Origin of the sequence: Actinoplanes sp. NBRC 101535 (assembly GCF_030269225.1) — a bacterium.
Lineage (GTDB): Bacteria > Actinomycetota > Actinomycetes > Mycobacteriales > Micromonosporaceae > Actinoplanes > Actinoplanes rectilineatus.
The window spans coordinates 19037-31922 of the sequence record NZ_BSSY01000020.1 but is presented as its reverse complement, the minus strand read 5'-3'; the positions used below and the strand labels follow the sequence as shown (position 1 = coordinate 31922).

Genomic DNA, 12886 nt, shown 5'->3' with positions numbered 1-12886 from the left:
GGGATCACGGAGAACGGATCAGACGCCGGCCACCGAGGTGATCCACGACCGGTTGTACGCGACGCTGCCGTAGTACTGGCGGCTCGAACCGTCGGCAGTGGACGCCACCCCCACCTGCGCGTTGTTGTAGACCTGCGGCCCACCCGAATCGCCGCGCCACGCGTTGCCGTTGATCCGGGTGCTGCCGATCGCCCGGCCGCCGTACGCGTCGGTCTGGTTGGTCGAGGTGACCTGCACCGACGCGGTCTTCAGCGTGGTCGACGCGTCGCAGCCGGAGTAGCAGGTCATGCCCCAGCCGTAGATCGAGTTGGTCGACCCGACCGGCGGGTACGCGCTGGACAGCGCCATGTACGTGGTGCTGATCGGCGTGCTGAGCCGCATCAGCGCCAGGTCGTACCGGGTGGAGGTGGCGGAGACCGCACTGGTGGTGCCGCCGGAGGTGCGGTTGACGCTGCCGACGCGGACCGACATGGTGCCGCTGATGCAGTGCCGGGCGGTGAGCACGTAGTTCGCCGAGATGATCGTGCCGGAGCAGGTGAAGCTGCCGTTGCTGAACACGGCGGCCGCCCATGGCGCGGAGGACACCGTGCTGCCTCCGATGATGAACGGTGTGGCGGTGTCGTCGGCCTGTGCCGCGGCCGGGGCGAGCAGCCCGGCGGCCAGGCCGGTCAGGGCGGCCAGCAGTCGAATGCGCACGTCGAGGTTCCTTCCGGGGATCGGGCTTACGGACTGCGCGCGCGGTCGAGCATCGAATTCGATGGATCGAATCTAGAGCGTCCCGATGGACTTTCACCAACGTCAATTGATACCTATCACCGTGTGATGGCCGCGAGGGTGTGCTAGATCACCGGGAGATTGCCTGCTCAATGACCGTTGCGTCGGCCTGCCGACACCGGCCCGTGGCTTGGGTGCACGCCTCACCAGGTAGGCTTCGCGTGCTTACACCTATCAGTCAGGAGTGCCCGTGGCTCGCGTCGTGGTCGACGTCATGCTCAAGCCGGAGATCCTGGACCCGCAGGGCCAGGCGGTGGCGAAAGCGCTGCCCCGGCTCGGCGTCACCGATGTCTCCTCTGTTCGCATCGGTCGTCGGATCGAGATCGATTTCGCTGGTGAACCCGACCTGGATCGGGCCCGCGAGATCGCCGACAAGCTGCTCGCCAACCCGGTGATCGAGGACTTCGAGGTCCGGATCGTCGAGGCCGCCGCGGCGGAGGTCGCCTGACCATGCGGATCGGTGTGGTCACCTTCCCCGGCTCGCTGGACGACGGGGACGCCGCCCGCGCCGCCCGGATCGCCGGCGCTGAGGTCGTCCGTCTCTGGCACGGCGACCCGGACCTGCACGGAGTCGACGGCGTCGTCCTGCCCGGCGGCTTCTCCTATGGTGATGCTCTGCGCTGCGGAGCCATCGCGCGATTCGCTCCCGTCATGGAGACGATCATCGACGCTGCCCGTGGCGGCCTGCCCGTTCTGGGCATCTGCAACGGTTTCCAGATCCTCTGCGAGGCGCACCTGCTGCCCGGCGCGCTGACTCGCAACCAGCACCTGCACTTCCGCAACCGCGATCAGTGGCTGCGGGTCGAGGCGGCCGGCACCGCCTGGACGAACCGCTTCACCGCGGGGCAGGAGATCCTCATCCCGGTCAAGAACGGCGAGGGCTGTTTCGTCGCCGACGAGAAGACGCTCGACGCGCTCGAGGCCGAGGGGCGGATCGTCGCCCGTTACATCCGCGGCAACCCGAACGGTTCGCAGCGCGACATCGCCGGGATCACCAACGAGGCCGGCAACGTGGTCGGCATCATGCCCCACCCGGAGCACGCGGTGGAGGCCCTGACCGGCCCGTCGCTCGACGGCCTCGGCTTCTTCACTTCCGTCCTGCAGGCTCTGGCGGGTGCCTCCGCGGACGGTCAGCGCGCAGGGGGACAGCAGTGACCACGCAGCCCACAGATCCTCAGAAAGCCGCACCCAGCGGCTTCGCTGCGACTGACGTCCTGGTCAACGAGTTCGAGGACGGTCCGGATACCGTCCAGCGGGCCGAGAAGACCCCGGACGACCTGCAGCCGCACAAGGACCTGGGTCTCAAGGACGACGAGTACGCGAAGATCCGCGAGATCCTCGGCCGCCGTCCCACCGCGTCCGAGCTCGCGATGTACTCGATCATGTGGAGCGAGCACTGCTCGTACAAGTCGAGCAAGGTGCACCTCAAGCAGTTCAGTGAGAAGGCGCCGAAGAACACCCGGATGCTGGCCGGCATCGGGGAGAACGCCGGTGTCGTCCAGATCTCCGACGAACTCGCGGTCACCTTCAAGGTCGAGTCGCACAACCACCCCAGCTACGTCGAGCCCTACCAGGGTGCGGCGACGGGTGTCGGCGGCATCGTCCGGGACATCCTGGCGATGGGCGCCCGGCCGATCGCGGTCATGGACCCGCTGCGTTTCGGCGCCGCGGACCACCCCGACACCGCCCGGGTGCTGCCCGGCGTCGTCGGCGGCATCGGCGGCTACGGCAACTGTCTCGGCCTGCCGAACATCGGCGGCGAGATCGTCTTCGACCCGTGCTACCAGGGCAACCCGCTGGTGAACGCCCTCAGCATCGGTGTCCTGCCGGTCGAGCGCCTGCAGAAGAAAGAGGCCACCGGCGCCGGCAACATCGTCGTGCTGCTCGGCGCCCGCACCGGGCGTGACGGCATCGGCGGTGTCTCCGTGCTCGCGTCCGCGACCTTCGACGAGGAGGCCGAGCAGCGCCGCCCGTCGGTGCAGGTCGGCGACCCGTTCATGGAGAAGCTGCTGATCGAGAGCTGCCTCGAGCTCTACGACGCCGGCCTGGTCAGCGGCATCCAGGACCTCGGCGGCGCGGGCCTGACCTGTGCCCTCACCGAGACCGCCGCGTCGGCCGGCACCGGCATGCGGGTCTGGCTGGAGCGGGTGGTCCTGCGTGAGGCGTCGATGACGCCGACCGAGATCCTCGCCAGCGAGTCCCAGGAGCGCATGCTCCTGATCGTCACCCCGGAGAACCTCGAGCAGGTGCTCGCGGTCGCCGAGAAGTGGGGCGTCTGGGCCACCGCGATCGGCGAGGTCACCGCGGCCGCCGAGGACGGCACCCCGGGCCGCCTGGTGATCACCTGGAACGACCACGTGGTCGTGGACGTGCCGCCGGGCTCGCTCGTCGACGACGGCCCGGTCTACCACCGGCCGTTCCGCGAGCCGAACGACGTGCTGCTGCTCCAGGCCGACCGGGCCGAGACGCTGCAGCGCCCGTCGACCGGTGACGAGCTGCGCGCCACCCTCCTGCGGATGGCCGCCTCGCCGAACCTGTGCGACAAGAGCTGGGTCACCGAGCAGTACGACCGGTACGTCCTGGGCAACACCGTGCTGGCGCAGCCGGAGGACTCCGGTGTGCTCCGCATCGACGAGGAGACCGGCCTGGGTGTCGCGCTCTCCGTCGACGGCAACGGCCGGTTCGCCCGCCTCGACCCGTACGAGGGTGCCAAGCTCGCGCTCGCCGAGTCGTACCGCAACGTCGCCGTCACCGGCGCCGAGCCGATCGCGATCTCGGACTGCCTGAACTTCGGTTCCCCCGAGGACCCGACCGTGATGTGGCAGTTCGCCGAGGCCACCCGTGGCCTGGCCGACGGCTGCCAGCAGCTGGGCACCCCGGTGACCGGCGGCAACGTCAGCTTCTACAACCAGACCGGCGCCGCCGCGATCCACCCGACCCCGGTGGTCGCCGTGCTGGGCGTCTTCGACGACGTCGCCCGGCGGATCCCGATGGGCTTCCCCAAGCCCGAGAAGGCCGAGGGCGACCTGCTCTTCCTGCTCGGCGAGACCCGCAACGAACTGTCCGGTTCGGAGTGGGCCTGGGTGACGCACAACCACCTCGGTGGACGCCCGCCGAAGGTCGACCTCGACGCGGAGCAGAAGCTCGGCGCCGTGATGATCAAGGCGTCGAAGGCCGGCCTGGTGGCCGCCGCGCACGACCTCTCCGACGGTGGCCTCGCGCAGGTCCTGGTGGAGAGCGCCCTGCGTCACGACGTCGGCGCCACGGTGACCCTGCCGGACGACGGCACCTCGCCGTTCGTCTACCTGTTCAGTGAGTCGGCCGGCCGTGCGCTGGTCGTCGTGCCGCGCGGGCGGGACAAGGCGTTCACCGCCCTGGCCGCGGAGCACGGCGTGCCGTGCACCCCGCTCGGTGTCACCACCGAGCAGAAGGCGCTGGACGTGCAGGGCCAGTTCAGCATCCCGCTGGACGAGGTGCGGACGGCGTGGACGGCGACCCTGCCGGCGCTGTTCGAGTCCGCGTTCGAGTCCGCCCAGGCGGAGGAGCCGGTTCGTTCGGTGACGCTGGAGCTGACCAAGCCCGAGTGACAGGCACATGAAGAAGGCCCCGAGCGAATCTCGCTCGGGGCCTTCTTCATGTGTCCGTCAGATCAGTCGTCCCACTCGTTGCGCCGCTGTCCGGGCGGTCCATTGTGGGGCGCGGCTCCGTAGGTGCCGCCACCGCGCTGCGGTTGCTGGTTGCCGTAGCCGTCGTTCTGGCCACCGCCCCAGCCGCCCTGCTGCGGCTGCTGGTTGCCGTAGCCGTCGTCCTGAGCGCCCCAGCCGCCCTGCTGGTCGTAGCCGCCCTGCTGCTGGTTGCCCCAACCGTCCTGCTGGTCGTAGCCGCCCTGCTGCTGACCGCCCCAACCGCCCTGCTGCTGGTTGCCGTAGCCGTCGTCCTGAGCACCCCAGCCGCCCTGCTGGTCGTAGCCGCCCTGCTGCTGACCGTACCCGTCGTCCTGACCGGGCTGGTACATGCTGGTGTGCTCGTCGTAGCGCTGGCCCTGCTGGCCGCCCTGCCCCTGTTCGGGCTGGTACATGCCGGTGCGCTCGTCGTAACGCTGACCCGGCGCCTGGCCCTGCTGCTGGCCGCCGTCGTTGTAGCCGCCGTACGCGTCCTGCTGGCCGTAACCGCCCTGCTGAGCGCCGTACGTGCTGGTGTTGCCGGCGAAGCTGCCCTGCGGCGGCATCGGAACGCCGTACGGGTCGGGGAACTCGTCCTCGACCGGAGCGGCCGGGCGGTGGATCATCGTCGGCGCGTCGCCGAGGCTGCCGCCGCCCATGCCGGCAGCCGGGGCGATCATCGTGGCGTCGTTGCCGCGACCACCGACACCGGCCGGCGAGGCCACCCGGGTCGCGTCGAAGCCGGCGCCGCCGGCGCCCGCACCGGCGAGCTTGTCGTCGTCGCCCTCGGCCTCGGCGTTCTTGCGGCGCATCCAGACCAGGACCATCGCGCCGATGCCGGCGGCCACGAGCAGCACGCCCATGATGATCAGCAGCCAGTTGCTGCCGCCTTCGTCCTCACCGGACTTGTTCTCCGCGTCGATGTCGCCCGCGGCCGAGGTCTCACCCTCGGTCGGCTCGTCCTCGAGCGCTTCCTCGTCCTCGGTCGGTTCGGCGCTCACCGAGGCGCTCGGCGAGGGCGTCGGCGAGGTCGTCGCGGCGGCCAGCTTCTTCAGCGTGATCGCGACGTTGACCGTCTTGCCGGCTCCGGCGTTGGCGCTGGCCGAGGTCGACTCGTAGCCGTCCTTCAGCGCGCCGATCTGTACCGTGCCGGGGGTGATCGGCCGGGAGTCGGACGAGGTGAAGGAGTACCGTCCCTCGCTGTTGGTGACCGTGTCGTACGAGTGGCCACCCGAGTCGCTCATCGCGATGGAGACGCCGGAGATCTGCTTGCCGTCGCCGTCCTTGACGCGACCGGAGACCTGGCGCACGGTCTCGGGCTTGTCCTCGCCCTTGACGGTGATGGTCTGGCTCGTCGAGTTGGTGCCCTCGGTCGTCTTGGCGGTGATCTTGACCGTGAAGGTCTTCGTCTCGCCGGCGCTCACGTTCGGCGCGGTGAAGTTCGCGGTGAACGACTGGTCACCGGTGAACGTCTTGACCGAGCTGCAGTCACCGGAGCAGTTCGGGCCACTGACCTCGATGCCTACCGCCGCTGCCGCTGCGGAGCCTTCGCCCCCTTCACCACCGTCCCCGCCCCCCGGGTTACTGATGGTGTACTGAATGGTTACAGTACCTCCAGTAGCAACCTCGGTTGCCGACACCGACCCAATCGAAACGTTGGGGGGCGCCGCCAGGGCAGCCGTCTGTACACCGGCCACCAGGCCGGTGACCAGGGCCAGGAACGCACCGGCCTGGGTCGTCCGGGCTCTCAGGTGCGTCGTCACGTCCACCGCCTTCCGGTCGCGGTCATCGGTTTCGGTGTCCGACGACATCCCGCGACTTGTACACCGTCGGCCACTATGCCTTGTCGCACGTCTTTTACGCGACCCAGGGCGGTGTGCCGTTGTCGGCAGCCCGGGTCGTATTGTCCCGACATGTCCCCTGCGCACAATAATTCCGAGTCGGTCAACGACGCGTTGGACGCGCTGGACCGGGGTGTCGAGCCTGAACGTCCCGTGCTGCGTGACGCGGTACGAGCACTGCTGACCGAGTTGTCCCACCGCGCGCCTGGCCGTTCGGTGGAGGTCCGGATTCCTCCTTTCGGTGCGATTCAGTGCGTCCCCGGCCCTCGGCACACACGTGGCACACCGCCCAATGTGGTCGAAACAGATCCCATGACATGGCTGCTCGTGGCCACCGGCCGCCTGAGCTGGGCGTCGGCCGTCGCCGACGGGCGTATCCGGGCGAGCGGCATTCGTACCGACCTCTCCGAGCACCTGCCGCTGACCGGGGGATGAGCCCGGCTTGCATGGTCGCCACCTCGCGTACACTGGGCGATCGGAGCGGACCGGCGAGTTCGAGCAGATCCGGAGTTCGCGCAGATCCGGGCCCCTGTGGCGGACAGGGGTTCGTGCAGATCCGACATGAGGGAGCAAGCAAGTGCCCCGAGGCGACGGCCGGTTGACCGACGATCTCGATCCCCAGGAGCGTGGCCCCCAGGACGCCTGTGGCGTCTTCGGTGTCTGGGCTCCCGAGGAGGAAGTTGCCAAACTCACTTATTTCGGCCTCTACGCGTTGCAGCACCGCGGACAGGAGGCTGCCGGGATCGCGGTGAGCGATGGTTCCGGTGTCGTCGTCTACAAGGACATCGGCCTGGTCTCCCAGGTCTTCGACGAGCCGACGCTGGCCAGCCTGCGGGGCCACCTCGCGATCGGCCACGCGCGCTACTCGACGACCGGCGGGTCGAACTGGGAGAACGCGCAGCCCACGATCCAGGCCACCCCGTCCGGCACGACCATCGCGCTGGCCCACAACGGCAACCTGGTCAACACCGCCGAGCTGCTGAAGGAGGTCGCCGACCGCGGCCTCGACCCGGCCGGTGGCGCGACCTCGGACACCGCTCTGGTGACCGCCCTGCTGGCCGGCCGTCAGGACCTCTCGGTCGAGGCGGCGGCGATGGAGGTGTTCCCGCGGCTCCGCGGCGCGTTCAGCTTCGTCTTCATGGATGAGAACACGCTGTATGCCGCCCGTGACGCCCAGGGTGTGCGACCGCTGGTGCTCGGCCGGATGGAGCGCGGCTGGGCGGTCGCCAGCGAGACCGCCGCCCTGGACATCGTCGGCGCCAGCTTCGTCCGCGAGGTCGAGCCCGGCGAGATCATCGCGATCGACGAGCACGGCCTGCGCTCGACGAGGTTCGCCTCGCCGGAGCCCAAGGGCTGCCTCTTCGAGTACGTCTACCTCGCCCGCCCGGACACCACGATCGCCGGGCGCAACATCTACTCGGCCCGTGTCGAGGTCGGCCGCAAGCTGGCCAAGGAGCACCCGGTCGAGGCCGACCTGGTGATCGGCGTGCCCGAGTCGGGCATCCCGGCCGCGATCGGCTACGCGGAGGCCTCCGGCATCCCCTACAGCGCCGGATTCATGAAGAACGCCTACGTCGGCCGGACCTTCATCCAGCCGTCGCAGACCATCCGGCAGCTCGGCATCCGGCTGAAACTGAACCCGCTGCGCGAGGTGGTCCGCGGCAAGCGGATCGTCGTGATCGACGACTCGATCGTGCGGGGCAACACCCAGCGGGCCCAGATCCGGATGCTCCGCGAGGCCGGTGCGCTCGAGATCCACGTCCGCATCTCCTCGCCGCCGGTGAAATGGCCGTGCTTCTACGGCATCGACTTCGCGACCCGGGCCGAGCTGATCGCCAACGGTCTGGAGATCGACGGCATCCGGCGGTCGATCGGCGCCGACAGTCTGGGCTACGTCTCGCTGGACAACCTGATCCAGGCGACGGAACAGCCGAAGACCCGGCTCTGCATGGCCTGCTTCGACGGGGAGTACCCGATCGAGCTGCCCACCGCGGACCTGATCGGCAAGCACCTGCTGGAGGGTGTCGGCCGTCGTGCCGCGACCCCCGCGGTGGCCGGCCTGGAATCCGAGTACGAGGCCCGCGAGCACGGCGACGACGAGCGGCAGCAGCTGCCGGCGTCGCTGATCGCCAGCCCCGGTGGCGCCACCGCGCTTCAGCACCCGTGACTTCAAGATCTACAGAACCGCTAAAGGGGAGAACCGTGACCCACGTGTCCGAGCGCAGCAGTGCCGGATCGAACGGTGCCGAGGGCGCCGACCGCCAGCTGTGGACGGCGGGCGCCGGCCGCGGGACGCGGAAGCGTGCGGCCACGTACGCGGACGCGGGTGTCTCCATCCACGCCGGTGACCGGGCGGTCGAGCTGCTCAAGTCGAAGGTGAAGAAGACCACCCGCCCCGAGGTGATGGGCGACCTGGGCGGCTTCTCCGGGCTGTTCAAGCTGAACACCGCGAAATACAAGAGCCCGGTCCTGGCCTCGTCGACCGACGGCGTCGGCACCAAGCTGGTGATCGCCCAGCAGCTCGACATCCACGACACGATCGGCATCGACCTGGTCGCGATGGTCGTCGACGACCTGGTGGCCTGTGGCGCCGAGCCGCTGTTCCTGCTCGACTACATCGCCTGTGGCGAGGTCGTCCCGGACAAGGTCGCCGAGATCGGCGCCGGCATCGCGGACGGTTGCCGTTACGCGGGTTGCGCCCTGCTGGGTGGCGAGACCGCTGAGCACCCCGGCGTGCTGCGCCCGGACGAGTACGACGTGTCCGCCACCGGTGTCGGTGTGGTCGAGGAGAGCGAGATCCTCGGCAAGGAGCGGGTCGAGCTCGGCGACGCCATCATCGCGATGCGGTCGTCCGGTCTGCACTCCAACGGCTACTCCCTGGTCCGCCACGTCCTGCTGGGCGCCGGCCGGATGCGTCTGGACACCGTGGTCGACGACTTCGGTTCGCAGCGCACCCTGGGCGAGGAACTGCTGACCCCCACCAAGATCTACGCCAAGGACTGCCTGGGCCTGATCGAGGAGACCGACGTGCGGGCTTTCTCGCACGTCACCGGCGGCGGCATCCCCGGCAACCTCAACCGGGTGCTCCCCGGCACCATGGACGCGGTCGTCGACCGGTCCACCTGGCGCCCGCAGCCCATCTTCGACCTGATCCAGGCCAAGGGCCGGATCGAGGACACCGAGATGGAGTCCACCTTCAACATGGGCGTCGGCATGTTCGCCGTCGTCTCCGCGGACGACGCGGACCGGGCGATGGCCTACCTCACCGGCCGCGGCGTCGAGGCGTGGCAGGTCGGCGAGGTCATCGAGGGTTCCGGCGAGGTGCAGATGATGGGCTCCTACACCCGGGGCTGATGACCGTGTCCGCGCTGAGCGCCCGTCCGGGAAACTGATTCTGGTTCGTGGCCGAGCAAACGTGAAATGATCCGTGTGTGTCGATGTCCGGCACATGCGGATCTTTCGCATTCAGAGGTGGACCGCGGGCCTGATCCTTGAGTCACAGTGCCGGACGGGAGTGCAGCGGATATGGCGCAAGCGTGGAGCGGGATGCAGGGCATCTCGCCGACACCCGGCTATGTCGTCATGCAGCCGACCACGCTCTGCAATCTGGCGTGCAACTACTGCTATCTGCCGTTCCGGCGGGACAACCGGAAGATGCCGGTGGCGGTCGCGGAGGCGGTCGCGGCCGGTGTCGCCGGGTTCGCCCGGACCGGCCGGTTCTCGGTGGTCTGGCACGGCGGTGAGCCGCTGGCAGCCGGCCGCGCCCACCTGGCCGACCTGTTCGCGCCGTTCGGCGACGCTGTCGAGCACCATGTGCAGACGAACGCGACGCTGATCGACGACGCCTGGTGTGCGTTCTTCGCCGAGCACGACGTCCGGGTCAGCGTCAGCGTGGACGGTCCGAGGGAGCGCAACCACGAGCGGGTGGACCGTGGCGACAAACCGGCCTACCCGCTGATCATGAAGGGGGTGGAGCGGCTGCGCCGGCACGGCATCCCGTTCTCCACCCTGTGCGTGGTGGCCGACCCGCGACCCGGTGCCGCCACCGAGCTCTACGACTACTTCCTCGGCCTCGGCTGCGAGGTGCTCGGCATCAACGTCGAGGAGCAGGAGGGGGTCAACACCCGGCTGAACCGGCGGGACCCGGCGGCGGTCCGGGCGTTCTGGTCCGAGCTGGTCGCCGCCTGGCGCCGCGATCCACGGATCCACCTGCGCGAGATCGAGTGGTCGCTGCGGTACGCCGCCGCTGTCCTGGACGGCACCGCCGATGGTCTGCTGCCACGCCGGCTGGACCCGATTCCCACCGTCGCGTACGACGGGTCGGTGGTGCTGCTCTCGCCCGAGCTGGCCGGTTTCCACGATCCCCGGTACGGCGACTTCACCAGTGGCAACGTGCTGTCCACACCACTGCCCGAGATCCTGTCCCGGGCGGCGGAGACCCCGTGGATCGGCGAGTTCCTGCGCGGCGTCGAGTCGTGCCGCCGGACGTGCCCCTACTTCGGTTTCTGCGGCGGCGCCCACGCGGCCAACCGCTACTTCGAGCACGGCAGGTTCGACGTCACCGAGACGGACCACTGCCGCAACAGCAAGATTCGCCTACTGGAGGGAGTGTTGGACCATGCCCGAGATCACGAGGCCACAGCTGTCTGACGGTGTGGGACCGGATCCGGTGACGGCGCGGGTGCATGACACCCGGGCAGGTCTGACCGCGCTCATCGCGGAGGCGGAAGCGGCCCGAGAACAGCGCGCCGAGGAGGCGTCGCAGGGTAGCGGCTCGGCGGTTTGCGCCTGGAACCACTTCGAGAACATCCCGACGTTCTACAACTGGAACAACCGGCCTCGCTGAGCTCCGCGGAGCGTCAGACAGAGTCCGGTCGAGGCCCACGCGGAAAACCAACCCGCGTGGGCTTCATCGTTGTTGACCGCAGGAAGTGAGTGACCACGACACACACGGAAGCACGCGGTCAGAGTCCGCGTGCCCTATGCGAAACGGGTCAATGCCGCCTTGTTGTCGGCGACCAGGAATCCTGGTCGTCTTCAGCGTCGTCATCCTCGTCATCGTCGACGAACTCATCGTTGTCGTCGTCGAAATGACGGTCGGATTGGCTGGCACCCGCCAGTTCGCGCTGCAAGGCGGTGAGGTCGGTGTTCGGGGAGTGATACTTCAACTCCCGGGCCACCTTCGTCTGCTTGGCCTTAGCACGGCCGCGCCCCATGGCTCGACCCCCTCGCACAGAATTCGGGGCAGCCCGAAGGCGGGCCCCGATGACGTCAGGCATCTCTCGTGGGTCTTACGGTACATGGACGATGCCGCGTTCGGCACCTCGGGTTGCGTGTGACACTGCCGCGCGTCGCGGTTCGTCTTCTCCGGCGTCGCGCGGCAGGCCCCCGAAGCGACCGCCCAGGCCGCTAAGCCAGGTGGATCGAGCGAAGACGACCGACCTCGGACATCCGCCGTTCGGCGAGCCGGTCGGCGGCCACCGCCGGTGGGACGCCCTCGTCCGAGGCGAGCTGGAGGATCCGCCGGGTGGTGTCGAAGACCCCGGTGGCGCGCAGCTTGGCCCGCTCGAAGTTGAAGCCCTCGATCTCGTCCGCGACCTGGATGACGCCGCCGGCGTTGACCACGTAGTCGGGGGTGTAGAGGATGCCGCGGTCCTCCAGCAGCTTGCCGATGCCGGGGTGGGCGAGCTGGTTGTTCGCCCCGCCGGTGACCACCTTGGCGCGCAGCACCGGGACGGTGTCGTCGTTCAGGGCACCGCCCAGGGCGCAGGGCGCGTACACGTCGAGGTCGGAAGTGATCAGCGTGTCGGTGTCCGCGACGAGCTGGATCTCCGGGTGGGTGGTGCGGGCCCACTCCCGGGCGGCGTCGCTGACGTCGGTGGCGATCACCGTGGCACCGTCGCCGATCAGGTGGCCGGCCAGATACTTGCCGACCTTGCCGAGGCCGGCGACGCCGACCGTGCGGCCGTTGAGGGTGGGGCTGCCCCAGGTGTGCTCGGCGGCGGCCCGCATGCCCTGGAAGACGCCCCAGGCGGTGAGGACCGAGGAGTCGCCGGCACCGCCGTGCTGCACGCTGCGGCCGGTCACATACTTGGTCTCGCGTGCGATCACGTCCATGTCCGGGACGTAGGTGCCGACGTCGCAGGCGGTGTAGTAACGGCCGCGCAGCGACTCGACGAACCGGCCGTACGCCCGCAGGAGAGCCTCTGACTTGAGGGTGGCGGGGTCACCCCAGATGACGGCCTTGCCGCCGCCGAGGTCCAGTCCGGCCATCGCGTTCTTGTAGGCCATGCCGCGGGACAGCTTCAGCACGTCCGCGAGGGCGGCGTCCTCGTTCTCGTAGGGGTAGAAGCGCGTGCCGCCGAGAGCCGGCCCGAGAGCCGTGGAATAGATTCCGATGATCGCCTTCAGGCCGGTGCTCCGGTCCTGGCAGAAGACGACCTGTTCGTGCCCGTCGGTGTCGAACACGTCCATTGTTGATCTCCTGATCTCGTTTCCCGGCCTTCGTGGGGCCGTGGTGTCCGGCGGGGTCAGCCGGACACTGCGAGCGTAGTCGCGCGAATAGGAGGGCGATTACGTCAGCGCGGGAAGTTCAACCCGGGCGAATTC

Annotated in this window: 12 protein-coding genes; 8 read left to right on the top strand and 4 right to left on the bottom strand. The window is 69.2% G+C overall.

Going from position 1 to position 12886, the window contains the following annotated elements; genetic code table 11:
* Window positions 1–18: 18 nt before the first annotated feature.
* On the bottom strand, window positions 19–696 hold the full coding sequence (locus tag QSK32_RS37460; RefSeq protein WP_045742599.1) for a S1 family peptidase: 678 nt from the start codon (window positions 694–696) through the stop codon (window positions 19–21).
* A gap of 268 nt (window positions 697–964) precedes the next feature.
* On the opposite strand from QSK32_RS37460, the gene purS reads away from it, so the two are divergent.
* The 3 genes from purS to purL are packed head-to-tail and all read left to right on the top strand — an operon-like array spanning window position 965 to window position 4361.
* On the top strand, window positions 965–1222 hold the full coding sequence (gene purS / locus QSK32_RS37455) for a phosphoribosylformylglycinamidine synthase subunit PurS (RefSeq protein ID WP_045742642.1): 258 nt from the start codon (window positions 965–967) through the stop codon (window positions 1220–1222).
* Window positions 1219–1929: a phosphoribosylformylglycinamidine synthase subunit PurQ gene (gene purQ, locus QSK32_RS37450; RefSeq protein WP_045742600.1), complete on the top strand. Its 711-nt coding sequence runs from the start codon at window positions 1219–1221 to the stop codon at window positions 1927–1929. Before purS ends, purQ begins: the two co-directional genes overlap by 4 nt.
* 59 nt (window positions 1930–1988) lie before the next feature.
* Window positions 1989–4361: a phosphoribosylformylglycinamidine synthase subunit PurL gene (purL, locus tag QSK32_RS37445; RefSeq protein WP_285474661.1), complete on the top strand. Its 2373-nt coding sequence runs from the start codon at window positions 1989–1991 to the stop codon at window positions 4359–4361.
* Between the two features lie 62 nt (window positions 4362–4423).
* On the opposite strand, the gene QSK32_RS37440 is transcribed toward purL, so the two are convergent.
* Window positions 4424–6199 (bottom strand): carboxypeptidase regulatory-like domain-containing protein, encoded by a 1776-nt coding sequence (locus QSK32_RS37440; protein ID WP_169792447.1) that lies wholly within the window; start codon window positions 6197–6199, stop codon window positions 4424–4426.
* A 150-nt stretch (window positions 6200–6349) separates the two neighbouring features.
* On the opposite strand from QSK32_RS37440, the gene QSK32_RS37435 reads away from it, so the two are divergent.
* The 5 genes from QSK32_RS37435 to amcA all read left to right on the top strand — a co-directional run bounded on the left by QSK32_RS37435 (window position 6350) and on the right by amcA (window position 11123).
* Window positions 6350–6712: a sterol carrier family protein gene (locus QSK32_RS37435; RefSeq protein WP_285474613.1), complete on the top strand. Its 363-nt coding sequence runs from the start codon at window positions 6350–6352 to the stop codon at window positions 6710–6712.
* 142 nt (window positions 6713–6854) lie between these two features.
* A complete protein-coding gene (gene purF / locus QSK32_RS37430) occupies window positions 6855–8444 on the top strand; it encodes an amidophosphoribosyltransferase (protein WP_045742603.1) in 1590 nt (529 codons plus the stop codon).
* A 35-nt stretch (window positions 8445–8479) separates the two neighbouring features.
* Window positions 8480–9631 (top strand): phosphoribosylformylglycinamidine cyclo-ligase, encoded by a 1152-nt coding sequence (gene purM, locus QSK32_RS37425; RefSeq protein ID WP_045742604.1) that lies wholly within the window; start codon window positions 8480–8482, stop codon window positions 9629–9631.
* Window positions 9632–9823: 192 nt separating this feature from the next.
* Complete coding sequence (amcB, locus tag QSK32_RS37420) at window positions 9824–10927, top strand: cyclophane-forming radical SAM peptide maturase AmcB (protein ID WP_211275370.1); 1104 nt, start codon at window positions 9824–9826, stop codon at window positions 10925–10927.
* Window positions 10896–11123, top strand: coding sequence for a multiple cyclophane-containing RiPP AmcA (amcA, locus tag QSK32_RS37415; protein WP_045742606.1), 228 nt, complete (start codon window positions 10896–10898; stop codon window positions 11121–11123). Before amcB ends, amcA begins: the two co-directional genes overlap by 32 nt.
* 148 nt (window positions 11124–11271) lie before the next feature.
* Here the strand turns inward: amcA and QSK32_RS37410 are convergent, their stop codons facing one another.
* Together QSK32_RS37410 and QSK32_RS37405 are read right to left on the bottom strand one after the other, a co-directional pair.
* Window positions 11272–11493 (bottom strand): DUF3073 domain-containing protein, encoded by a 222-nt coding sequence (locus tag QSK32_RS37410; protein ID WP_045742607.1) that lies wholly within the window; start codon window positions 11491–11493, stop codon window positions 11272–11274.
* Between the two features lie 193 nt (window positions 11494–11686).
* The gene (locus QSK32_RS37405; RefSeq protein WP_285474612.1) at window positions 11687–12751 is read right to left on the bottom strand and encodes a Glu/Leu/Phe/Val family dehydrogenase; all 1065 of its coding nucleotides are present in this window, start codon (window positions 12749–12751) and stop codon (window positions 11687–11689) included.
* Between the last annotated feature and the right edge of the window lie 135 nt (window positions 12752–12886).

Excerpts from the sequence above, each read along its gene's own strand:
- QSK32_RS37435 (WP_285474613.1), top strand. The coding sequence starts at position 6,350 with ATGTCCCCTGCGCACAATAATTCCGAGTCGGTCAACGACGCGTTGGAC.
- amcB (WP_211275370.1), top strand. The coding sequence starts at position 9,824 with ATGCAGGGCATCTCGCCGACACCCGGCTATGTCGTCATGCAGCCGACC.
- amcA (WP_045742606.1), top strand. The coding sequence starts at position 10,896 with ATGCCCGAGATCACGAGGCCACAGCTGTCTGACGGTGTGGGACCGGAT.
- QSK32_RS37410 (WP_045742607.1), bottom strand. The coding sequence starts at position 11,493 with ATGGGGCGCGGCCGTGCTAAGGCCAAGCAGACGAAGGTGGCCCGGGAG.
- QSK32_RS37405 (WP_285474612.1), bottom strand. The coding sequence starts at position 12,751 with ATGGACGTGTTCGACACCGACGGGCACGAACAGGTCGTCTTCTGCCAG.